The sequence below is a fragment of the Shinella sp. GW821-FHT11G07 genome (assembly GCF_058808115.1).
Genome location: NZ_JBXARJ010000006.1, coordinates 16,559 through 39,614 on the forward strand (window position 1 = coordinate 16,559; position 23,056 = coordinate 39,614).

General features: G+C 57.9%; 19 protein-coding genes and 2 pseudogenes. 10 read left to right on the top strand and 11 right to left on the bottom strand.

Annotated elements, in window-relative coordinates; translation table 11 throughout:
- Nucleotides 1-8: 8 nt before the first annotated feature.
- The 4 genes from AC1RT2_RS13055 to AC1RT2_RS13070 all read left to right on the top strand — a co-directional run bounded on the left by AC1RT2_RS13055 (nt 9) and on the right by AC1RT2_RS13070 (nt 1,857).
- Nucleotides 9-572 carry a DUF4145 domain-containing protein gene (locus AC1RT2_RS13055; RefSeq protein ID WP_493102414.1) on the top strand — a complete coding sequence of 188 codons (564 nt, stop codon included), beginning with the start codon at nt 9-11 and terminating at the stop codon, nt 570-572.
- Nucleotides 573-1,024: 452 nt separating this feature from the next.
- The gene (locus AC1RT2_RS13060; protein ID WP_493102416.1) at nt 1,025-1,219 is read left to right on the top strand and encodes a hypothetical protein; all 195 of its coding nucleotides are present in this window, start codon (nt 1,025-1,027) and stop codon (nt 1,217-1,219) included.
- Between the two features lie 15 nt (nt 1,220-1,234).
- A complete protein-coding gene (locus AC1RT2_RS13065; RefSeq protein WP_493102418.1) occupies nt 1,235-1,510 on the top strand; it encodes a hypothetical protein in 276 nt (91 codons plus the stop codon).
- A 53-nt stretch (nt 1,511-1,563) separates the two neighbouring features.
- Nucleotides 1,564-1,857 (top strand): hypothetical protein, encoded by a 294-nt coding sequence (locus AC1RT2_RS13070; protein ID WP_493102420.1) that lies wholly within the window; start codon nt 1,564-1,566, stop codon nt 1,855-1,857.
- 30 nt (nt 1,858-1,887) lie between these two features.
- Here AC1RT2_RS13070 and AC1RT2_RS13075 read toward each other — a convergent pair whose 3' ends face one another.
- The 8 genes from AC1RT2_RS13075 to AC1RT2_RS13110 all read right to left on the bottom strand — a co-directional run bounded on the left by AC1RT2_RS13075 (nt 1,888) and on the right by AC1RT2_RS13110 (nt 10,067).
- Entirely contained in the window at nt 1,888-2,655 is a 768-nt protein-coding gene (locus AC1RT2_RS13075) for a hypothetical protein (protein ID WP_493102422.1), read from the bottom strand.
- Nucleotides 2,652-4,253 carry a phage tail length tape measure family protein gene (locus AC1RT2_RS13080; RefSeq protein WP_493102424.1) on the bottom strand — a complete coding sequence of 534 codons (1,602 nt, stop codon included), beginning with the start codon at nt 4,251-4,253 and terminating at the stop codon, nt 2,652-2,654. The genes AC1RT2_RS13075 and AC1RT2_RS13080 overlap by 4 nt, the downstream gene beginning before the upstream one ends.
- Complete coding sequence (locus AC1RT2_RS13085) at nt 4,243-4,524, bottom strand: hypothetical protein (RefSeq protein ID WP_493102426.1); 282 nt, start codon at nt 4,522-4,524, stop codon at nt 4,243-4,245. Before AC1RT2_RS13085 ends, AC1RT2_RS13080 begins: the two co-directional genes overlap by 11 nt.
- Nucleotides 4,525-4,579: 55 nt before the next feature.
- Nucleotides 4,580-5,785: a phage major capsid protein gene (locus AC1RT2_RS13090; RefSeq protein ID WP_493102428.1), complete on the bottom strand. Its 1,206-nt coding sequence runs from the start codon at nt 5,783-5,785 to the stop codon at nt 4,580-4,582.
- Entirely contained in the window at nt 5,776-6,459 is a 684-nt protein-coding gene (locus tag AC1RT2_RS13095; protein ID WP_493102430.1) for an HK97 family phage prohead protease, read from the bottom strand. The genes AC1RT2_RS13090 and AC1RT2_RS13095 overlap by 10 nt, the downstream gene beginning before the upstream one ends.
- Before the next feature lie 170 nt (nt 6,460-6,629).
- Nucleotides 6,630-6,893: a hypothetical protein gene (locus tag AC1RT2_RS13100; RefSeq protein ID WP_493102431.1), complete on the bottom strand. Its 264-nt coding sequence runs from the start codon at nt 6,891-6,893 to the stop codon at nt 6,630-6,632.
- 1,238 nt (nt 6,894-8,131) lie between these two features.
- On the bottom strand, nt 8,132-8,485 hold the full coding sequence (locus AC1RT2_RS13105) for a tyrosine-type recombinase/integrase (protein WP_493102433.1): 354 nt from the start codon (nt 8,483-8,485) through the stop codon (nt 8,132-8,134).
- 34 nt (nt 8,486-8,519) lie between these two features.
- Nucleotides 8,520-10,067 (bottom strand): hypothetical protein, encoded by a 1,548-nt coding sequence (locus AC1RT2_RS13110; protein WP_493102435.1) that lies wholly within the window; start codon nt 10,065-10,067, stop codon nt 8,520-8,522.
- A 627-nt stretch (nt 10,068-10,694) separates the two neighbouring features.
- Between AC1RT2_RS13110 and AC1RT2_RS13115 the strand changes: the two genes are divergently transcribed.
- Nucleotides 10,695-10,940, top strand: coding sequence for a hypothetical protein (locus AC1RT2_RS13115; protein ID WP_493102437.1), 246 nt, complete (start codon nt 10,695-10,697; stop codon nt 10,938-10,940).
- A gap of 316 nt (nt 10,941-11,256) precedes the next feature.
- Here AC1RT2_RS13115 and AC1RT2_RS13120 read toward each other — a convergent pair whose 3' ends face one another.
- The gene (locus tag AC1RT2_RS13120; RefSeq protein ID WP_493102439.1) at nt 11,257-11,841 is read right to left on the bottom strand and encodes a hypothetical protein; all 585 of its coding nucleotides are present in this window, start codon (nt 11,839-11,841) and stop codon (nt 11,257-11,259) included.
- 363 nt (nt 11,842-12,204) lie between these two features.
- On the opposite strand from AC1RT2_RS13120, the gene AC1RT2_RS13125 reads away from it, so the two are divergent.
- Complete coding sequence (locus AC1RT2_RS13125; protein ID WP_493102441.1) at nt 12,205-17,337, top strand: beta strand repeat-containing protein; 5,133 nt, start codon at nt 12,205-12,207, stop codon at nt 17,335-17,337.
- 155 nt (nt 17,338-17,492) lie between these two features.
- On the opposite strand, the gene AC1RT2_RS13130 is transcribed toward AC1RT2_RS13125, so the two are convergent.
- Together AC1RT2_RS13130 and AC1RT2_RS13135 are read right to left on the bottom strand one after the other, a co-directional pair.
- A complete protein-coding gene (locus tag AC1RT2_RS13130; RefSeq protein ID WP_493102443.1) occupies nt 17,493-19,085 on the bottom strand; it encodes a hypothetical protein in 1,593 nt (530 codons plus the stop codon).
- A gap of 247 nt (nt 19,086-19,332) precedes the next feature.
- Nucleotides 19,333-19,467: pseudogene (locus AC1RT2_RS13135) on the bottom strand (DUF1515 family protein); the annotation flags it as partial.
- Between the two features lie 613 nt (nt 19,468-20,080).
- Between AC1RT2_RS13135 and AC1RT2_RS13140 the strand changes: the two are divergent.
- From AC1RT2_RS13140 to AC1RT2_RS13155, 4 genes and pseudogenes are all read left to right on the top strand, one after another.
- A complete protein-coding gene (locus AC1RT2_RS13140) occupies nt 20,081-20,620 on the top strand; it encodes a GNAT family N-acetyltransferase (RefSeq protein WP_493102445.1) in 540 nt (179 codons plus the stop codon).
- A gap of 211 nt (nt 20,621-20,831) precedes the next feature.
- Complete coding sequence (locus AC1RT2_RS13145; RefSeq protein WP_493102447.1) at nt 20,832-21,344, top strand: GrpB family protein; 513 nt, start codon at nt 20,832-20,834, stop codon at nt 21,342-21,344.
- Nucleotides 21,345-21,580: 236 nt separating this feature from the next.
- On the top strand, nt 21,581-22,372 hold the full coding sequence (locus tag AC1RT2_RS13150; RefSeq protein WP_493102449.1) for an ABC transporter permease: 792 nt from the start codon (nt 21,581-21,583) through the stop codon (nt 22,370-22,372).
- Between the two features lie 270 nt (nt 22,373-22,642).
- A pseudogene (locus AC1RT2_RS13155) lies at nt 22,643-23,002 on the top strand (IS66 family transposase); the annotation flags it as partial.
- Between the last annotated feature and the right edge of the window lie 54 nt (nt 23,003-23,056).

Here is a 23,056-nt window from a genome sequence, read left to right on the forward strand (position 1 = left end):
AAGATTCGATGAACTGCTACGACCTGATCGCATCGATCGTCCAGTCTCTGACGTCATTGGCATGGCCGGCCGCCATGGTCTGGATCGTGTATCTCTTCCGCGAAAAGCTCCGCGAAATCTTGCCATTGCTCCGCTTGAAACATAACGACACCGAAGTGTCGTTCCAGCTTAAGGAAGCCGCTGACCTAGCTGAGGCCCTCCCCGCACCCCCTGCCGGTGCGGCGCCGGCTGAGGAGCTGCCGCCCAGTGAGCAATCCCTCCGCCTTGCAGAACTTTCGCCCAGAGCCGCGATCATCGACGCTTACCGCGCGGTAGAAGCTGAAATCATGAAGATTGCTGAGGAGCGCGGTATGAGGCCCGATGGCACCTTGTATCGCGTCGTCGTCGAGAAGCTACGAGAAATGCAGGTTATTGATACCATCTCCTACAGCCTCTTTCAGGAACTGAAACTAATTCGTAATCGCGCGGTCCATGAATCACGTTCATACGAATTCACGAAGGAAGATGCACTCACATTTCAGACCCTTGCGGCACGGCTTGTAAAATCACTCCAGGCGCGCCCAGCCGTCTAGCGGGATGGGCAAGGTGATGACGAAGTAGGTTCCTGATTCGCGCAAAGTCGCGAGCCGGAGGCAAATTATTCCGGAATTTTGAATTTCTCGGAAAATCGCTTGTGTAAATTCAACGACTTACAGTTACACCTTTAACAGATTGATTCCGCAGGGTTTCTAATATGTTCTCCACAGGCGACGACCTTTAAAGGTTGAATCCGCATGCCTGTGAATTGCTGTGAGTAGTAAACCAGCCCTTGACGGGAATCGCCCAGGTGAGGTTACTTACCCTTGCCCGCCGCATGGTGGACCGAGACGAGAAAGCCGGGGTTCGCCAAAACCCCGGCCTCGTATCGTAACGCAAATGGCCCGGAAGGCCTGCGAAGCGATCTCTGCAACAACGCGACACTGCCGCGTAGAGACCGAGCTGTCAAGTTTTCCGGGCCCCCATAAACCTGTGAAAGTTGACAAACATGTCTCAGAATACCCCTTACCATCTCACCCCCGATGATGCCGTTCAGGTCTGGCTCCGCCACTGGAACGGTGACTACCAGCACGTCATCGCCGCCGACTTCGGCGTCAACCAGGGCCGCGTCAACGAAGTCCTGAAGGGCAAGCGCTACCCTGGCAGCGAGACCATCGCCCGCCACAAGCGCGACCTGCACTAAGAGAGGTGGATCATCATGGCTGTCTATATGATCACCTATGACCTCAATGCGCCTGGTCAGGATTACAATCCTCTGATTAAGGCCATTGAGAGCTATACGCACTGCAAAGCCCTGAAGTCGGCGTACTTCATTGACTCAGCGCAGGATGCAGCACCAATCCGCGACGCGCTGATGAAGCTCATCGATGGCAATGACATGCTGTTTGTCATGGAACTGAAAAAACACTGGGCGGCGAATCGAACGACGACCGCTACTGAGTGGCTGAAAAACCCGGCTCGGAATTGGGGATAAACACACTTTGATGGCCGGGCGAAGCCCGGCCATCTTTTAATCAAGGAGGAGCCATGACCCAGGACAAACCTGTAATCCGCATCTACATCGAGAAGGACGGCAAGGTAGAGGACGCCGTGCATGACATGTCGCTCGATGAGCTTGGCGGCATCCTACCGGCCGTCGGTGACTGCATACTCGCAGCCGGCGTCCTTCAAGGCGTCAACCGCTACAACCCAAAGAACCGGGAAATGTGGGAAGTCCGCAAGCGCGTCTTCAATCCCCGTGACTTGAACGACTATATCGCGCTTGTCGTGCGGGAGCGCCCGCTGCTGCCCGAGGAAGAGGATTTCGCCCCGCGGGGATGATGGCGACCGCGAGGCCGCCATCGCTTCATATTAGGACATCCGGCGGCGCGTATCGCGTTCCATAGCGCGTCGCTGCTGCCGGTTTATACCCGGAAAGTCCGTCACGTTCTGCCGCTCGGTTGCCGGAACTATCATCTCCCCCACGCGGTCATTCCAACGGTAGATTGTCTTCGTCTCAATACTATCCGGCGTCAGCACGGTCATATCGAGAAAGCCGCCGATGACATGGCGTGGGGTCTTGTTCTGCGACCATGGCGCCGCCGGCTGAGGTATCGCACGGCAATACTCGAAAAGCTGCGCGCCGAACTGGCTCCAATATTCTGCCGGTGTCTCACCGCGCCATGGCGCTCTGATCCCGATGTCTGAAAGGCCGATATCGCGCATGCCAGTAGGAACCGACATGACCATCTGCCCGGGATCAGAGACCTGAAGTGTGGCCGCACCTCCTGCCGAGACATTGCAGATTTCCCGGTGCTTGGTTTTGCCGTCCTCCCCCACACCGGCCATGACGAGCTGCAGCGCATTGTCGTCTTCGGCCGAGAAGGCAAGATGTTGCGCCTCCTCTTCCAGCTTCACCATCGCGTCATCAAAGCCGAGGGCGTTTATCCAACCCATAACCGTCGGCGCGATGCGGTCGAGATATTTGAAGTTCCCCCGGCCGCTGATGACAGCAGGTGCTCGCTCGGATACCCACACCTTTCGCCGAATACCAGTGACGCGGCCGGCGGCATTGTAGATCGCCCCATCGGTCAACATGACCACCTGAAAATTTGTTGCTACAGACAGGATGGCGCTCATCGGCCTACCTCCTCTTCATCGCTGAAACTGACCTCTCTGGCGAGCATTGGCGCGACTACGCTTTCACACAGGTCGCCCATGGTTGCCGCATCCTTGGCGATGGCCGCACGCTGCTCAGGGCTCAAGGCAATGTGTTTGTCGATCGCCGCATTCAACGCCTCCTGCTCGAAGCGGGCCTTTGCCGCCGCGCCTCCCACGAAGCCGAACAACTCGACCTCCTGCCGCATGTCACGAAGACGATCCCGGCCAGCCGACAATGCCGGATCGCCCGTCGTGGGGTCCGCGTTCAAGCTGTATCGCGGGTCTTTGCCGGGAACGGGGCCGAAGAGCGGCAGTGTCGTTTCCACCCGGCCAAGCACGCGCTCATACACGCTCTTGAGGTAGTCCCAGATCGGGCTCGAGGCGTAGTCTGTTTGCTGCTTGATGCCGTGCGCATCGTTCGCAGCGGTGAAGCGCCGGCCGGCGACATTGTCGATTTGGCCGATGTATTCGGGAAGGACAGGGAAAGGCTTGATGCCCTGCCCACCCCCCATCCATGACGGCAACTGGTTGATGCGTTCAATGATGCCGTTCAGGAAGTGGGTAACGTTCTGGATGCCCTTATCGACAAACGACGAAACCGTGTTGAGCGCCCCGATGAAGGCACCTTCGATCATATCCGGGAAGTTCTTCCAGAGGAATACGATGTCCTGATAGACCCACCGGAACTCCTTGAAGATCATTTCCCCTATATCAACCGCAGCCGAGCCGAGGTTTGCTCCGACATAGTTGAAGGCGAAATCGAAGGCATCTGTGACCGGCTTCATGATGCCGGACAGGTCCTGTTTGATCACGTCCACGGTCTCGGAGAAAACCCGTCCGAAGGTGACGGACTGGCCGCTGGCTTCCGCGATGTTATCGCGCATCGTGCCGAGTGCTCCCGCCCCTACAGCCGCAACCGCACCGATCGGCAAGAGGCGAGTGACGAGCGTTCCCGCCATCCCGGCCGCATCAGCCAGGGCGGCCTTAAAACCGCCCGCACCGGCATAGACCTGCGCGAGCTGCGGTCCCTGCTGCGCAAAGACCATTGCAGGGTTCATGCCGCCATATAGGGAGGTGGCCGTATCGAGATACTGATAGGCGGCGTTCTGGCGACGGAAACGGGCGCTGTTGTCGTTCGACGCGATCAGCGTCTTGTCGGCCATGAGCTGCGCATCACGCACGCGGTTGATGGCCTCGACCTGCTGCTGTTTGAGGCGCACGATATCGCGCGTTGCCTCAGTTTCGGTCGTGACGCCGAGAAGAACCGCCTGATTGATGATGCCAAGGCTGCGTGTCATCTCGCGTTCGGCGCGCAGCTGCGCGTGAAACACCGGGTCCATCTTCGCCTTGAGATTATCATAGGATCGCGCGACCGCATCGACGGAGCGCGGCCCCTGCGTTTCAAAGATACCGTACTGGCGCAAAGCTTCGTCATGCGCTTTCTTCATCGCAGCATCTGCTCGCGCCACGTCCATCGCGAGATGATCGTATGCGGCAGATGCGCGGCGCTGGCCGGCCTCGACGCCAGAGGCGTCAATCACCAGCTCAACGATGCGCTGCTCGCGTTCAGCGGCCATGGATCAGCTCCTTTACGATTGGAGTAACTGCATGGAGCGAAAGCTCCGGCGGCACATCCGCCATAAGCGCCACGCTATCGATGCACTCTTCGATAAGCGCCCACGCCTCGCGCTTGCGGTTCGCGCGGCGCAACTGGCGGACGCGCTGCATAGCCCCGTGCAAGGTTTCGATATAGCGGTCGAACTGAGCATGGACTTCCATGCCCTTTTCGAAGGTCTTGACGGCTGCGTCACGCTCGATCCGCAGCGTCTCTAGTTCAAGGTTTTCCATTTGCTCACCTCACCAATATGAGGTGGCGGAGCTATCGCCCCGCCACCATTGTCGATCAGGCCGAGAACTTGAGAAGCTTCAGAGCGTCGTCGTTCGTGAGGCCGCCGCCGACGCGACGATAAGCGTAGAACAGGACGTTCGGCTTGTCGGTGTACGGATCGGCGAGGAGCTTCACATTTGGCTTCTGCACGATGCAGTAAGACAGCTTCATGTTGCCGAAGGCGATGGAGCAAGCCCCCGAAGCGATGTCGGGCATATCCTCGTTGATCTCGACGGGGTAGCCGAGAAGCGAAGGCTGTGCGCCGGCCGTGATGCCGTCACGCCAGATGTAGTCGCCGGTATCGTTCTTGAATTTGTCGATGCGACCGGCCGTGTTGGAATTCATCTGCCAGACCGCGCCCTTGCGATAGGGGGCACGCAGCGTCCAGACGAGGTCCTTCAGCTTGTCCGCCGGGCTAGTGGCCGGAAAATTGCCGTCGACGCCGGTCTTGATGAACTGGAGCGTCCCCCATTTGCGCGCGAAGTCGCCGTCCGTCGACATAGGGTAATTGAGAAACCCGCGCGGCTTCTTGATCGCATTGCCGTTGACATAGGCCGCGCCTTCGGTCCGCTCGAATTTATCCGTGATTTTCCCCCACACCCACTGGCCGATATCGCGGTCGCTGTCATCCAACAGGCGCTGCGTGACGGGTTGAAGGCTGTAGATCTCATCTACCGGGATTTTCCACTTCCCGATTTCAGGCGTATCCGTCTTCGGGCGAGCCTCTTTTTCGCCCGCCCAGGTGGCGCCGGCCTCGCCGCGATCATCGATTTCTTCGAATGCATCGCCGGTGGTGATCGTTTCGACGCGGGACAGGCGGAACATGGGCGAGGTGTCGAACAGCCGCTTGGTCAGGTCGCTCGACAGGTGGGAGAGAACCGTATAGCCGCCATCAGGATCGGAACCGACACTGAGGGATTTAAGCTCGGCATCATTCCGGCCGCCGCTGCGAATGAACGTGGAAACCGCCTTGTACTCGGCGGTCCGATCACCATCGTTGCCGCCAGCGCGCGGGCCGCCATTGCGGTTCATACGCGCCTCCAAGTCCTCGCGCTCCTTCTTCTCGTCCGCGATCTGCTTTTCCATACGCTCGGTGAAGGATTTGAACTCGGTCGCCTGCTCCCCGAGCAGAGCCGCAATATCGGCGATGGATTTGACCTCAGGGGCCGATTTCGTTTCGAGGCGGGCACCTGCCAGCTGTTTGAGATTGATCACTTCCATGATTTCAGTTCCTCAGTTCGCGCCTTGATCGCCTGCGCCAGGTCGGCAAGGTCGCTGGTTTCATCGGCTCCGAGTGCCGACCAGCCGCCAGCGGCGACGCGTGCGGCAGCAGCCTTCGACAAGCCGCCGTCGCGCAAGAGGTCGATCAGTTCGGATTTGGTTTGGAGGCTCTTCACGGCAGAGACGCGCGCCCGCTGGTTGGCAGGAATAGCCACGACGGACACTTCCCAAAGCTCCAGTTCGGTCAAGACACGAAAGCCCTCACCGGAGCGTTTTGCCCCGCCCTTTGCGACGAGGTAACCAATGGAGAGGCCGGAAACATCACGCTGTTTCAGGTGCTCCAGAGCATCACGACCGCGCTCGGTCTGCGTGTTGAGCTTGCCGCGAACGAGGAGACCGTAATCATCCTCCTCCATCTCCGACCAACGTCCAATCGGCTGGGCCATGTCGTGGCTCCAGAGCATAGCGGGCATGGTGCCCGCCGCCTTGTGCTGCGAAATGGAACGCCGGAAAGCGCCTGGATCGATGATATCGCCGTAGCTGTCGGCAGGCCCGCCGAAAGCGCTGGCGTAACCCTCGATGACGCCGGAGGCCAACGCGCTGGAAAAGCGAACTTCCAGCGCTGGCGACAGACGCACAGAAGCATCGGATTTGGTCGAAATGGGGAGTTTCATAAGGCCACCTTCAGATACGACAAAGCATTCGGGCTGGATGCCCGGATTGATGCTTCGCGCCCGGTTTGGTGGCCGGTACTGCCGAAGGTGGTTGTCGGTTTGCTCCCCGGCTAGGCCAGTGAAGGACCCGATCAACGCAAATCGGAGAATGCCACCAGACCGAAATCGCGTCAATGCTTCTCGCCGGCCGAGAAGTTTTCGCCGGTGATGTGGTGAAACATGCCGGCGTCGAGCTTGTCGGCAATGTCGCGGAAGTGCTCGGCGGCCATCATCGAGCCGCCATTCAGGCACATGTGCGCCGCGCAGAATGTCAGCATCCGATCAAGGATCAGGTCGAAATCAACCCCATCCTGCCGGAGCAGGAGCCGTGTGGAATAGTCTATCGCCTTGTCGCAAAACTGCTCGTGCGGCGTTGCTGTCGGTGCTTCAGTCATCTGCTATCCTCGATCTTAGGATTGTGGGAAAAACACATCGCGCCGCCGTGCTTTTTCAGCGGACTGACGCTTTAACTAGCTGTATTTGCTTCTCATTTTTTCGACTGTGGCCGGCTCCCTTCGTCCAGAAATCCGTTTCGGTGGGAAAAACCATCGACAAAAAATAAATCTGGCCGTGCCACCCGTGCGGTCTCGGCCCCTGTGGCCTTCCAGACTTTTGCCCCCCCCCTGCTCCCTTGGAATTTCATCCCCTCATCTTCCTCTTTCCTTCATTTGGGCAGCTAGGACAGCAAGGTTTAAATAATGGACATGTAGAATACTAATAGGGCAGAGATTATTTAATGAAATCAACAAATGGACAGCTAGGACAGCAAGAAACTAACCTACACCATGAGGCAAATTTATTTTCTTTTGCTTCACTTCATCTCGCGCATATAGCGCCGCGCGGATTTTGCTGTCCTAGCTGTCCATTTGTTGATTTCATTGTCATATCTCTGCCCGAGCCCTTTGGCTTGGTGTCCGACTGTGGACAGCTAGCTGTCCTTGATGTCCGCGCTACCGCGCCGAGGGTGTGGGCCTGGCGCGGACATGAGCGCCAGAAGGTCGGCTTCGCCATACTCAGAGGGTCCGGGCGAGTGAGCAAGTCGGACACCGACGTAGATCGTCCCATTGGAACGTCGCCTGGGCACGCCGGCTGCCAGCATAGCCTTCCCGAAAGCTGATCTATTTATAGGGGGGCGGTTCCGGCGATGAAGCCAGTCTGACATTGATGCATGCGCCATCGAGGCGGGCACCACCGACGACCTATCAGCGACAAGACACTCTTGAATGAACTCACTGATGTCGGCATGTCGACCACCAGTCGCCCGAACCGACCAACATGCATCTGGGTCTGGAAGATGGAGTGCAGCCCACAGTCGTTTCGCTGATCGCTCACCGAAGAGGTGCCGCGCCTCTCGAATGATCTGAAGGCGGCATTCCAGGCTTGATTGTAGAGCTTCGGGAAGCCCGCCAGAGTTTGACAAATCGCCGCTAAGCCTTTGAAGTTCAGGCGGCGGTTTGACAGAATTTCCCTCAGAAGCTATTGAACAACCAGAAATAGCGCAGGATTGAAAATCCGCGTGTCGGTGGTTCAAATCCGCCTCCGGGCACCATTCCTAATGGCTTGGCTTTTCTCAATTTTTAGCTCGTTAGTTCGGTCTCATCCTTGTCGCGTCTAGACAGGATTTTCTACCGTTCTAGACGGTTCCTGTTTTCCTTCTGTTCACCTCGGCGTCAAAGTCACCGATGGTCTGAGCCATCTGCTTCGACATGTCGGCACGGCGTGAATAGTGCTTGGCCATTGCTTCGGTCTTTTGGCCGAGCATTTCGGCAATGGCGCTGTAGTTCTTGCCCATCTCTCGAAGAATGGTGGCAACGGTATGCCGCAGGCCCTTGAGGGTTAGCCCCGGTTGGACTTCTCCAGCCTCTTCCAACTTGGCTTTTATCTTCGCCCAGTTCGTTGAGAAGCCGTTATAGGTCCATGGCTTGCCGTAACTGTTGGCGCATAGGGTGATTGCCGAGTGCTTTGGCTCCGATGCTATGGCGTCCATGACAGGCTGCGGCAGGGGCACCCATACAGGCGTCTTACCACGGCAAGTTATCCAGCCTGCCGCCTGATGCCGCTGTGCGGGGCAGTGTGAGGGCATCCTGGGGGTCTAAGCCGCAGTACATCATGAGCATGATTGGCAAGCGCATATGAGCTGGCAGGACGCCAGAAACCGCATGGCGCTCAGCATCCAGCCAAGGCCGATTCGCTTCCGGCGCGTCGGTCGGCTTGCGCACGCGCTTGACCTTCGCCACGGGATTAACAGCCATAAGCTCTTGTTCGATGGCGTGCTCGAAGAGCATGCTAAGGACGGTGAGCGTGTAGTTGGTGAACTTCCGCTTCTTTTTCTCGAAGGTCTTATCCCGCAATCTGGCGACCCACCCTTGCGTTAGCTCTGATAGGGGCGATGGGCCGAGGGGCTTCAGATACTCAAGCACCTTCTGATAGTCCGACTTGGTGCGGATCTTCAAAACTTGAAAGCCCGTTGAGCGGCGGCACGTTTCTATAAGGGCAGCAACGTTTCCCGGCTTGGCTTCTTTGCCTTTGGTCTCCACCTCTATGGCGTTAAACTCGGCGAAGAATTCCGGCGTGCCGAACTCGGCTGCAATGCGGCGCCCCGATTTGCGGTGATAGGCGTACCACTTCCCGCTTTTCGGCTCGAAGTAGCGTTTGAGCCCCTTAATCCGAACAATCGTGCCCGTCATAGGGCGTCCAATAGTTGATCGGCCGTGCGCAAGGACTCGCCCGCACCGGCTAAGCCGTCGATCCACCGGTCGATCGCGCGAACATCGTAGCGCTCCATACGCACGCCGACACCCAGTGCGATAGCGCGCACGGGGCATACTGAACCAAATGTCGGGACGCTTAAACCGCAGTAAGACGCCGCCTGCGACTTCGGCATCCGGGTAGTAGGTGATGCCGAAGATGGAGGATTTCTTCACCCGGGCGCCATCGGGACCATAGGAAAAGTTGACAGTCACATCCGCCGCCGTGCCGTTCAGCAGTGTCATCTTAGGCCGCATTCGCTCGATCACAGCGATGCCATCAAGACCCCAGCCGTATCCGAGCCAACCTTGATATGTACCGTTCACAGCCGTCTTTCGGCTTGAATTGTAGTTCAAGAAGAGTTTGGGCTCCAAACCGCGGAACGCCGGCACCTTGATCGGGAACTTATAGCTCAGCCCGCCATTGCTCATGACCTCTGCCAGCGACGGAAGCACAGGGGTGGGGGTTTCGTCCACACCCGTGATTTGCCCGTCAGTCGCCGCATTGTTTTCCGTAGATACGGCAGCGGACGCGGATGCGCGAGAGGATGACTTTTCCGGCGTTGCCAGATCGAGTTTGGGTTGCATACTTTCCAGATCGTCCGGGCTTAGTATCTGCCCGTCACGTTGCCCTTCATAGGCATGCGGCTCAATCGGAACCTTCAGGCTGTCGTCGATTGTCCCGGCGTCATCACCACCAGTGCTTTCAGTCAATTGTGGCAGATTCCCGATCGGAATCTCGTCGGCCAGGGCTGGGGAAATCGAAAAGGAGGAGACGAAGAGAAGTAAGCAACTGACAACGCAACGAAAATGACGAAGCATGAAGGAGCACCTAGCCAAAGATCGGATAGCGCTATCGAAGCCCTGCGCCACAATCGCTAAATTACTCAATCTTTAAACAACCTATGAGTTTTCAGCCCCTGAGCGATCATTGGCCACCGGATTTAAACCTGTGGATTATCGCCACACACTATAGCGGATCGCAGCAAACGCCTCTTACGCTAGCGCTCACACATCCGAGGGGACCCGGTGGATAGGTTGAGAATTTGCGCCGGAGCAATGGCTTTGGTGCTTTGCGGCTGCGCCGCCGAAACCGCTGCCGAGAGATGCTTAGAACATCGCCGGTAGCCACTGCCGCTAATGCTTTTGACACGACCATCGCCAGTTCCATGATGAACCTGTGCTGGTCCCCCTCCGGTCGTTTCGTTTTAAGGAGTGCCAGCGCGGCCGCCAGTGTCGTAGCTGGAGTTCTTCGCCTCTTCTTTAATCTGTAGGGGCGGTTGCAATGAGTGACGTCCCACCGACGATCCTGTTTCATACCGGCGAGCTGCCGATTTATGCTCTCGGCTACATCAAGTAGTGTATTGCCTGATTCTGCTATAGACATGGGTGAGAGTTTCGAAGTGCCGAGGTGCCTGACTCTCAGCCGGCGAATGACTGGAGAATATTATGGCTTTCGATCCAATTGGCGCATTCTCAAAATACGCCAACGCTGAATGTTCAGTTCAGCTTTGGACGGCGGATCATGCGGTTGCAGTATTGCCCTCGTTGACGACCGCCGTAGCTTATGCTCGCGAGAATGGCGCCGGCTGGAAGGAGGTTGAGATCACTGTCCACATGCCGAGTGAAGACATCGTCTACGCGACGGGGAAAGTTCGGTCGTTAATCGAATTTTTGCGGAAATCAGGCGCTTGAAACACAAAAGACGTCTCCACACGATAGTACCAGTCACCCTTTGCACCGATGTTTCGGTGGCGCTAAGTCTCTCGGCCCCGCACTCCTGTGCTGGTTATATGCTGCAAAAATAGCGTCGAATTTGACGCACTGCCAACGAGCGTAGTCCTGGAGCAAAACCTGAGAGACGGACAGGTCGCCTTGGTTGCCAGGAATGCTCCAGACAAGTAGCCCTTCCGCCCGCGCCCGAGAAAATACTCTCTGCAGATGACCGCGCGACAGGGTGTGCCGGGTAGATATCCCGCTCGCATGGAGCCGACCGAGACAAACAGGCTTATCAAGATTTGTAATGGCAGGTAGCCGGCAGATGAGTTCGTGGAGGATGTTGCTTCCCGATTCCGTGCGGACGAACAGATCTACGCTCGCAGGCGGCTCGGCGGGCAAGCTGGTAAGCGCGATCGCCGCCATCCAGCCGATCAAGAGCGGAAAGATGGCTTTCCAGCCACCGACCGACCAAGGCTTCGCCATGGGTGCTCAGTTGCAGCGGCTTGACGCGCCTGTCGCTGCTTTCCTGCGATAAGAGCAATCCATAAGCATGCATTTCCGCCAGATGGGCGGTCAATGTGTTCTTGCTGAAGGTCTGCTGTTGAGCGAAGAATTCGATCAGCGAGCCGGCTGTCAACGGCGGGCGTGTCTCGTCATGTTTTCGCTCAAAATGAAGGGCGATGATTGCCTGTGTGATCAACCATTTCTGCATGCTGGCGACATAGCGCACCACTCTCGGCGCAACATCATGCATCGCGAGCAGTTGTTCCGCGGCATCGCGCAGGACGGCAAAGAATGCGGGGCCACCGCTCCCTGTCATCGGATTGAAATCAGCGTTCGGTTCTGAAGGCTGCGTTGTGTCGATTGCGCCAAACACTGAAAGATCTCCTTCCCAGCGCTTCTACCAGGCCAATTTCGCACTATGATATTGCTTCGTCATGCGCGTGACTCAATTTTGGGTGCACCGGTGTGCCAGCTGCTTCTTGTGTTGATCCTGTCTTTTTCTCTGGTTATGAGTGCATAACCTTTAAGGAAGCGTCATGAAATCAATTATTTGGCGTCTGCCACCCAACTTCGCCATAGCATTGCCGATGTAAAGGCAAGCCTTCCTCATTTCAAATAACAAGCAGGAATATCTCCACCATCCTGGCGGCGTCGCGGCCGGGAGCGTCTGCCCTTGTGCCGCAGCGGCTGCTAACCGCCGTGCCGCCCGGGCACATAATTGTTCAGAGGTCCCAACGTGAGCACGTTTGCCGAAATCCACTCCCAGATCCAGCCCGGCCTGCCCAAACAGGAGATCGACCTCGACGATAACGGCGCCACGCTGACTGTGGCGGAGGCTGCGGAGCTTATCGCGGCGGGCGGGCATTTCGGAGAAGACGACGTCATTACCATCAAGGACAGTGCCATCAATCTGGAAGGTTTGAGCGCAGCCGGCATCGATGGCATCGCAGGCTTGGGCGGCTCCGCGCTCGTCGCGACCGATCGCGCACTGGACCTCACACTGGCACAGATCAAGGCGCTTGCCGGTGCCGATATCACGGCGATCAGCCGTTATGAGACCATCAGCGCGACCTCGCCGGATGATACGCGGGTCAATACGTCCACGAGCGGTAACCAGAACCAGCAACACGCTATAGCCTTGGCAGACGGCGGCTATGTGGTGGCATGGCTATCCTACCAGAGTAGCGACGGCAAAACAGGAATCTACACGCAGCGCTTCGACGCCGACGGCAAGAAGGTCGGCGGCGAGACACCCGCCAGCACCTATGCGGGCAACCTTGGCTTTCCGGTCGCCTCTAAGCTGGCAGACGGCGGTTACGTCATCGCATGGCAATCCTCCGGCCAGGATGGATCGGGTGTCGGCCTCTATGCGCAGAAGTTTGATGCCGACGGCAATCCGGTTGGTGTTGAAACGCAGGTCAATACCGAAACGGCAGGCGCGCAGGTGCGCAACAACGTGACGGCGCTTGTCGATGGTGGATATGCCGTGAGTTGGGTGAACGCGGACGATGGATCCGTCCGGGCCCAGCTGTTCGACGCTGGCGGCAACGCCGTGGGAAGCGAAATTCTTGTGGGCACCGACTATCGGGAGAGCGACCAGCAGCCTATCGGCATAACGGTCCTGTCGAATGGCAACCTCGTCGTCGTTTGGACGGCTCTGGACGGCAGCGGTATGAGCGACGTGCGCGCCCAGCTCATCAGCGCCGACGGCAACAAGATCGGCGGTTCATTCCTCGTCAACACCGATACGTCGTCCTACCAGTTCAATGCGATGCTGTCCAAGCTGCTCGGCGGCGGGTTCGTCATCACCTGGGTATCCTTAGAGGGCGACGTGCGTGCCTTGTACGCGCAATTGTTCGATGGGTCCGGAAACCCTGTCGGTGGGGCAACAAAGGTCCCAACCACTCCGGACGGAATCCAGTCCAACCAAACGGTTACGGCCCTTGCCGATGGCGGTTATGTCATCACCTGGCTCGCCGACGACGGCTCGTCGACCGGCGTTCACTCGCAAGTCTTCGATGCCACAGGCGCCAGGGTGGGGCTGGAAACCCGCGTCAACACTACGGTGGACGGCGAACAGCGCCAGCAGGACGTGGTGGCATTGCCGGATGGCGGCTTCGCCGTCACCTGGGTGTCGCCGCTTCTCAATGGAGCCGAAATCTTCGTCCAGATCATGGATGCCGAAGGGAACAAGGTGGGCGGAGAGACCAGCGTCACACTCGGAGGACGCGGGCTCGAATCCAATCCCCGGATCAGCGTCCTGCCCAATCGCGACGTTGCGGTCACCTGGCGGTCCTATGACGGTAGCGGCTCTGGCATCTTTTCCAAGCACTTCACACATGACACCGAAGCGGTTTCCTTCAAGGCGAACGCCGATGCCGTCTCCGCTCTGACAAGCGGCGATGTCGAGGATTTCGCCGAACTTGGCGTGACCACGATCAAGGTCTCCGATGCTGGCGCGGTGACCCTTACAAAGGATATCGCTCTTTCCCTGAGCGCCCTAGCGAGCTTCAAGATCGCAGGCGCGATTTCGATGACGGTGACCGGCTCCGGCGCGGCGCTGGACGATCTCTCCGTGGCGCAGATTTCGGCCCTGAAGACCCTTGGTGTGACACATATCGACGTGACCGACCAGGTTATTGCGCTGACATTGGCGCAGGCCGACGCTTTCTTGACGGCCGGCATCGAGTTTGCGAGCACCAATGTCTTCACAGTGACGCTGACGGCGAGCGAGCTTGCGGCGCTCACGGCTGAGAAAATCACGACACTTGCGCAGATGGGTACCGATATCCTCGATCTTCCTGGCAATGCGGCATCGCTCACGCTCGAACGGGCTGGCCTGCTGATGGATGCTGGACTGCGGTTTGCTGCCGGCGATGTCATCACGATTGCCGATACGGCTACCCATCTCGCCGCCCTTGCCAATGCCGACGTTGCCGCACTCGGCGCCTGGGGCGTTTCCCTCATAGACCTGACCGACGACGCTTTCACGCTGACGGTCAGTGCGCTCGGCGTCTTCCGCGCGGCCGGCATCCGCTTTGCGGCAGGCGACGGGATATTTGTCGAAGACAGCGCGGCAACAATCGGAGGGCTTGGCGCCGCCGAAATCGCTGAGCTCGTCGCAAGCGGCGTCGATGGTGTGCGAACGCTCGACGGCCCTGTCGCGCTGAACACTGCGCAACTGGTGGCCTTCGGAGCAAACGGCATGTCGGTCACTGCCGGTAGCGACAGCGTGACGGTCGTCGATACGGCAGAAAATATCGCGGCACTCGGCACAAGCGCGATCGCCTACTTCCTGGCGCTGGGCATTACGTCACTCGATGTGAGCAACGACCAGGTCACGCTGTCCCTCGCACAAATCAATGCCTTGCGAAGCGCCGGCGTACAGATCGCCGGCAACGATGTCGTCACCCTTTCCGTGACGGGCGGCCAGGCGGCAACGCTTACCGGCTCAACGCTGACGTCCTTTGCCTCATTCGGCGTCAAGTCGCTGGCCACCGACGAGGCGGGCCTCTCCTTCACGGCCGCACAGGTCTCCGCAATCAAGACGAACGGCATGACCTTCGCCTCCGGCTATACAGCAACCATGGCTGACAAGGCCGCCGCGCTGCTGGCGCTCACCGGCGGCGTGATCGACAGCTATGTCGGCATCGGTCTGGACAAGATCAAACTCACCGACTACGCGAGCACGATCGCCGGCTTGACGATCGCCAACATCACAACCTTGAGCCGACTCGGCGTGACCGCCGTCGACGTCACCGATGGCACGGTCAACCTGAGCATGGCGCGCGCGATGAGCTTTGCCGCCAACGGCCTGGTGTTCGATGCGGCCGATACGGTCATCGTGACCGCCACGGCAGCGTCGCTGAAGGACCCTGATATCACCGACATTCCGGCATTGAAGTCCATCAACGTCGACAGGATCGACGTTTCCGACAACGCACTGACACTTTCGCTGGCGCAGGCCGACGCTTATGTCGGCGCGGGGATCGGTTTTGTCGCGGCAGATGCGATTACCATCAAGCTCAGCTACGCCGAGGCGAAGACGTTTGCCAAGGCGACGGGCGACGTGCTCGGCGCAGCCGGTGTCGACCGCATCGAGATCGACATGACGGCCACGGAGCTGAAGTCGCTGACCTACACCGAGCTGAAGGCCTTCCTCGCCGCCGGCGTCGATGGCATTACTGGTTTGACGTCCGTCAGCTTTTCCAACCTGACCTACAATCTCGTCACCCACACCTTGAACTATAACCCCGTCCTCACCTCGACTGGCGGCGGTGCGACGGCCACGATTTCGATCGCGGAGAACACGAAGGCCGTCACCACCGTCAAGGCAACCGACAAGGAGGCGGCAACGCTCACCTATTCCATCGTCGGCGGCACGGACAAAGCGCTCTTCACCATAGATGCCCGCACCGGCGCTCTTCTTTTCAAGGCTGCGCCCGACTTCGAGACCCCCAAGGACAGCGGCAAGAACAATATCTACGACCTGATTGTGCAGGTCAGCGACGGCCGGCTGATAGATACGCAGACCCTTATGATCAACGTGAAGGACGTCAACGAGGCGCCTGCGGTTCCGGCGCTGACCGGCACCGGGCTGAAGGAAAACGCCGCGACCGGAACACTCGTCGGCACATTTTCGGCGAAGGACCCGGAGGGCAAGGTGCTTACCTACAAGCTCCTCGACAGCGCCGGCGGCCTCTTCAAGCTCTCGGGCGCCAGGCTCGTGACGGCGAAGGCCATCGACTACGAGAAGGTGCAGAAGGACACGGTGACGATCGAAGTATCCGATGGCGTGCACAAGGTGACGAAAGTTTTCACCATTGTTGTCACCGACCTCCTGGAGACGACCAGCGGAACGGCAAAGGGAGACGTGCTGAAGGGGGGCATAGGCATGGATCGGCTCGTGGGCCTGGCTGGCAATGATGTGCTCTACGGCTATGCTGGCAATGACACGCTTGAGGGGGGTGACGGCAATGACGTGCTTAACGGCGGGGTTGGCGCAGACTATCTGTCTGGCGGTATCGGTTCTGACCTAGCTACATACGACAATGCGGCGGCGGCCGTGATCGTCAACCTGTTCAATCCCGCCAGCAACACCGGTGAGGCTGCCGGCGACCGATACAATTCAATCGAAAATCTAACCGGCTCGGCCTTCAACGATGCGCTGACGGGCAACAACGCCAACAACAGCATCGCCGGCGGTGGTGGCAACGACACCATTTCCGGGCTCGGCGGTAGTGACAATCTGGCCGGCCAGGACGGCAACGACACCCTGATTGGCGGCGCGGGTGCTGATGCGCTGTCCGGTGGCGCTGGATCGGACAGGTCTTCTTATCAGACGGCAACTGCCGGCGTGGTCGCAAGCCTGACAACCCCCGCCAGCAATACCGGCGACGCAGCGGGCGACACCTATTCGTCGATCGAAAACCTGACCGGTTCCGCTTTCAACGATGCGCTGACTGGCAACAGCGGTAACAACATCCTGATCGGCGGCAATGGCAACGATACGCTGAACGGCAGGGCCGGCAATGACACGCTGACAGGGGGCGGCGGAAACGATACGTTCCTGTTCAACACAGCGCTCGGAGCAACAAACGTCGACACGATCACCGACTTCAGCTTCGTCAATGACACGATCTCTCTGGACAACGCCATCTTCACGGCGGTGGGTGCGAACGGTGGGCTTTCCTCAGCCGCTTTCCGTATCGGCTCAGCCGCCGCGGACACAAGCGACCGGATCATCTACAACTCTTCGACCGGCACGTTGATCTACGACAGCAATGGTTCTGGTTCCGGTGGAGCCGTCGAGTTCGCCAAGCTTGCAACAGGCCTTGCGTTGACCAATGCCGACTTCTTCATCATCTAGGAGGATGGCCCCTTCAAGAAAGTCTTAGAGCCGCGCAGATCGATAAGGAGGTAAGCGCGGTGTGTGAGGCGAGGCTATTGGGAGCGAGTCATGCCGGCCTGCTGGCTAACGAGGTTTTGGAACTCATTGATGCGGTCTTCGTGATGGCCGCAGAGCTACTTCCAGCGCCCAGTTGCGCGGAGACGGGCCGTGATGGAACCAACCCTGGCACCAGAGACGTTGAACACGTTGAAGCCGACCGCAGTATTCGACGGCCCGCCGGACAAATTGAATATGTGCGGTACAGGGGTCGCACCGGGGCCGTTAGCCACGGTTCCCGTCACATTGGGGGCAACCCCGGACGCGAAGGCGTGCGGAAAAACCCAACTTGTATCCGCCGTCGGAGCGGGCGGAATTGCGATCGTGGCCTGTATCTGCAACCAACCGTCCTTATGCTTCCGGTACTCAAAACCAATTCCTGAGGCATTGCGTAGGCCATCATGCCAGTTATCGACTCCGGCATCCTTTATGCCCTGCGCCGCCGTGCTCTCCGCGATGTTGTTCGATGCCTCTTCACAATTGTTCGCAGAGGCGAGGAAACTGATGGCGTGCCCCGAAGGGCCTCCCGCTACAAAGGTGTTCCCGGTGGCGTTCATGCCGTCGCCACCGTAGGTTATGTCGCCAGCAGCGGCGCTGCCCGGGACGCCCACGTTGTTACCCACGAACTGAACCCCCGTTACGGTGACTGCCTTAGCCGTGACACCATTAGGCGTAGTAACGATGCCGTTACGGGCGCTATCCCGAATTGTGCCGCCCGTAATGCCGAGGCGTTCGACAGCTGCGTCGATGACAATTGATCCAAGAGATCCTTTGGCGTCGCGGAATTGGCACCCTGTGAAGAAAATGTTGCGGTAGCGGCGCTGATTGGTGGAACCAGTGAATGTCACGTGCGATCCGAACGACGTGTCGAAATAGCAGTTTGTAGCGAGTATGGATGCGACCGTGCTATCTTTTTCGGCCCCGGTCGGGTTAATAAGCCAGTGGCTTTCAGTTCCCTGGAAATGGCACGTCGTGAAATAAATGCCGTCGCAAACATTGATCCGTACAGCAGCTTCAAGCCCGCTTTCATTCAGACCCGATAACTGAGCAAAGATGTCGCAATTACTGATGTGGAGATCGTATGCCTTTGCCGCTTCGCCAACCGTTTCAAAATTGAAGCCGAAGCGGCCCCTCTCCCCCGGGAGATAGCGGGGCTGCGTCAAATAACAATTTCGTATCCACCCTTGAACACCGTTGAAATGGAAGCCGTCGTAGACGTTTTCGAACTCGATGTCCTCGAAGTATGCACGAAGAACGGTCTTCACACCCCGTATGTGGGCGCCGGAAAGCTTCCGCCCCGTCCCACGATATCGGATCGTCACGCCCGTAGCCTGCGGCTCCAGCACTCGATTTTCGGAGGGATGGTCGAAAGAAATGATATCGATATCGTTGCGCAGAGTTTCGACGAAAGTTCGCTCCGATCCCGCACCAATCAACCCAGTCGCATGACCAGAGAAAACAATACCGTCGCTCACCAGGTATCGGCTGGGGAAAAGCCTTTTGAACCCGCCAAAAGCCGACGAGGCGTTTAACGCTGCGGTCATGTCTGTCGTGCCCGGTGTGGTATTCTCTTCCCAATGGTCAGGATAAACATCGCCCGCCGGGGACCACTTTGCACCATCAGCGGTCGTCAACGCCGTACCCGCTGTATCGCGGATGTAGTGGAGCAAGATGTCGCGTGAAGCCACAGTCAAGGTTCTGACCGTATTGGCTACGTTTGCGGCCTCCGCAGCGGCTCTGTTCTGAAACGGAGGTAGGAGATCATCTGTCGTAAGCGGAGTTGCCGGCATAACTCACCTCGTGTGGAGACTGAAATTGCACGCCTTTCTTCAACATCGATGAAAAAGCGGAAGACGCGCCGTGCAATCGTTGACTGTTTTTCGGCACCGCGCAAGAACAGCCTGCCACCTGTGGATGCTACCGGCCGCTCAACAGCCTAGCGATTCTCTTGAGGGCGTCCGCAAATGAAATGCCAAGCGCGGCGCCGCCTATGCCGAGAGCTCCCATGCCGAGAAGCTTCCACCGCCTCAACCCGTCTGTGACGGGCTTCATTTCCAGCGCGGCCGCACCTCGGCATGAATTTGCGTTAGCTTTGACGAACCGAAACAAATTCGCCAATATTTTGACCGAGGGGCGCCTCTTGGAAAGACCTATGCTAGCTTTCGGACATCACGACAAATCTGTTTTGAATATATTTACCGCCTCGTCCGTAAAAGCATCGTCGATCGGTTTCGTGAAGTGCTCGCGAAACCGCCAGAAAGATTAATACGGAGACGGACGAATGGCATGGTTGCAGCTAACGACGGAGAACAACTCCCCCATACTGCTCGATTCCGAGAAAATACTGTTCGTCAAACCACATGCTGTGGGGTCCCATATCACTCTCACGATCAGCGCCGAGAACAAGGAAGGCAAGGCGTCCCTCAGAACGGCAACCGTTCAAGAGGACGTTTCGTATATCGGCAAGCTCATGAGAGCCACCGTATCTAAACGGTAGCAATCACCCAACGCGACGCGTTTACGTCCGTGGTGGCCACTCCTCAGACTGTCGAGCTACCGAAGATGGAATAGAGTTGCTGCTCTGACGGAGGCAGCAGCTTCGCGCTAGAAGCGGTCATTGCATTGGAGTTGTGGGCTTATAGGCCGGACCATGTAAGTATGACGCATGACAGCAGCGATCATGACGTTAATCGATCTCGAAAATAAGCACTTCGCGGCTCTTGGTGGCTGGCTCAGCAGTGAGCGCGACCTCGTGCAATGGGGAGGGCCTGATCTGACCTATCCGATCACCGACCATCAGCTTGAGCAGATGCTGATCGAGGGAAAAACAACACCACCCAAACGTTTATGCTGGATGGCTGCTGATGCCACTCAAGCTCTTGTAGGTCATGTCCAACTAGCCCTGGATTGGAGAAATGGTGTCGCCCGGATCGCACGCGTCATGATCGCACCGAATAGTCGAGGACAAGGCCTCGCGGTTCCCATGCTTAAAGCAGTCGTGGAAAAGGCCTTCTCCTACCCGGAAATCGAAAGGGCGGAACTGAACGTTTATAGCTGGAACGACCCCGCTATTCGGACCTACACCAAGATTGGGTTTTCCCATGAGGGGGTAAGGCGATCGTCTGTCAAAGTGGGCAACGAGCGGTGGGATACCGCAATTATGGGATTGTTGCGGCCAGAATGGAAATCAACCCAAGCCAGCTGACTATTTGTGGGCGATAGCGGCCGAGACGCAGAGGCCAACGTGTTTTTTGCTGGCCTCCCCTTTCCCGCTGGCGATCCTGTTTTAGGCAGGCGGGCCTCCCGAGGTGGAAATAGCGTACGCCATGGCGTAGATGGCGATTTCGCAGCAATAGCAGACGTTCACTGGCAGAATCGGCTAATTTCGGTCGTCTCGTACGCTAGCGGATGCGCTCATGCCAACTTTGGTCGAACTCGTTCCTTACGATCCGAATTGGATAAATGATTTTTTGGCGGCTGAACTTCTGCTGAAAACGATACTCGGGGACTGTGTTGTGGCCGTCGACCACATAGGAAGCACGGCTGTGCCGGGTTTGGCCGCAAAGCCGATACTAGACCTTGATATCACTCTATCGGACATAGATGACGTTCCGAAGGCAAGCGCGGCCCTCGTCGACGCAGGCTTCGAAGCTCGCGGTAATCGGTATGATGACGATGTTTGGGCCTTCCTTTTGAATCGCCATGCACCGCAGATCAGGGTCTATCTCTGCTCTCCCTCAAACCAGACTCATAGGCGGCGGATGCTGTTTCGAAACTACCTACGTCAACACGATGACACGGCCGCGGCGTACGTAGCCCTAAAACGGCGACTTGCGAAGCGGTTCCCCTATGACGGAGATCGCTACACGTCGGAAAAAGATGCTTTCATCTCCAAGATAGTCTGCGCAGCACAAAAGGATGCGGATTGACTGTTTAGGGCCGATAGCGGTCGTTGCGCGGAAGGCGCTTCTCGTGGCGGTTGAGAGTTCGACAGGGAGAAAAGCGCTAAGAAAGCGGACGCCTGTCCTACACTTTCATCCGCCCTCTCCCATTGGGAACACCGGCAAGAACAAAGCCCCTAGGGAGCACTTGAGTTGCCGCGGGTGCAGTTTCTCTGTATAAATGTTCCAATCGCCGCAGATGGGGCGACTAAGGGCAGCACGCGATGATCACCGAAAAGACTCTGGGCTACGCGCTGAAGGAAAATAGCAGGGTCATTTCAGCGCTTGTGGTGAGAAATGCTGTCACCCGGTTCAGCAAGAGCCGTTTCGGCTTCATATGGATATTATTGGAACCGGCCGCCTATGTGGGGATCTTCTTGGCGGTTCACTCGTATTTCAAAGCGACAATTCCTTTTGGCGACAATGCGGCACTGTTTATTCTAGCCGGCGTGTTTGGATTCCGGATGACACGCGGCATCTCCCGCAAAACCGAGCGCGCCATCATCAGCAACCAGCCAATGCTGACATACCCTCTCATCCGGCCTCTCGATACGATCTTCGCAGCGTTCCTACTCGAGTCGACGATCTGGATCATAATCTGTGGCCTGTTCATGACCGGCCTCGCCTACACCATGGAGCGATCGATCATCGTATATCCGGGCGATTTTATGGAATGCCTGCTGGCCATACTGTTCTTCGCGCTTGCGTTCGCGACGTTCAATGCCGCGTTGGGGGGGCTGATTCCCCGCTACGACACATTCTTGAATATCTTGAACCTGCCGCTGATGTTGCTCTCGGGCGTGTTCTATATGCCGACACAGCTTCCACCGGAGGTTCAGGACATTCTTTGGTGGAACCCGTTCCTGCATTGCGTGGAATGGTTCCGCACTTCCACCTACATGGACTACACGCCACTGCTCAGCAAACGTTACCTTCTGGGGATGGCGACCGGGCTGTTGGCTATCGGCCTCACGATGGAGCGGTTGTTTCGAGCGGATATCATTAGCAGAGCGTAATACCACTGCGCCGGAGCGGCATTGACCGAGCCGTATCAGCCCAAATACTGACGGAAGCAAACGGGCTTCGGAGAACGCAACACGCCGACGGACTTCGATTGGACCGGCCCCGATAGTGTCGCCTATATCGGGCGGATGTGGAGAGACATCCCCGGCCCGTCTAATGGGCGGTGGCAATGACGTGGCTCGTATCCCCGAGGGCTACGCGGAGCGAAAGAACTACCCGATACCGGCTTTGTCGACACGGCGCGGATCGCCGACATGCAGAAGTGGCTCGTCCACCACTGTGCTAGCGCAGCGACCAAGTCCCCACTCGAGGAGGCTCTCGCCTACATTGCCAAATACTGGGGACGGCCCGAAGCTGTTCCCCAACGAGGGCCGCATCGAGATCGACAACAACAGTGTCGAGCGGACTATCCGGCAGATAGCCCTCAATCGGAAGAATGCGCTCTTTGCAGGGCACGATGCCGGAGCCGAGAACCTGGCGACTATCGCCTCGCTGATCGAAACATACAAACTTAACGCCGTCGATCCACAAGTCTACCTGACCCACACGCTCTCAACCATCGTCAGCGGGCAAAAGCGAGCCGAATCGATGATCAGCTTCCGTGGAATTATCAGGCTGCGTAACGTTCGTCAGGGATCGCGTTAGGTCCACCATTGTAACCGCCGATTTCGCAGTGA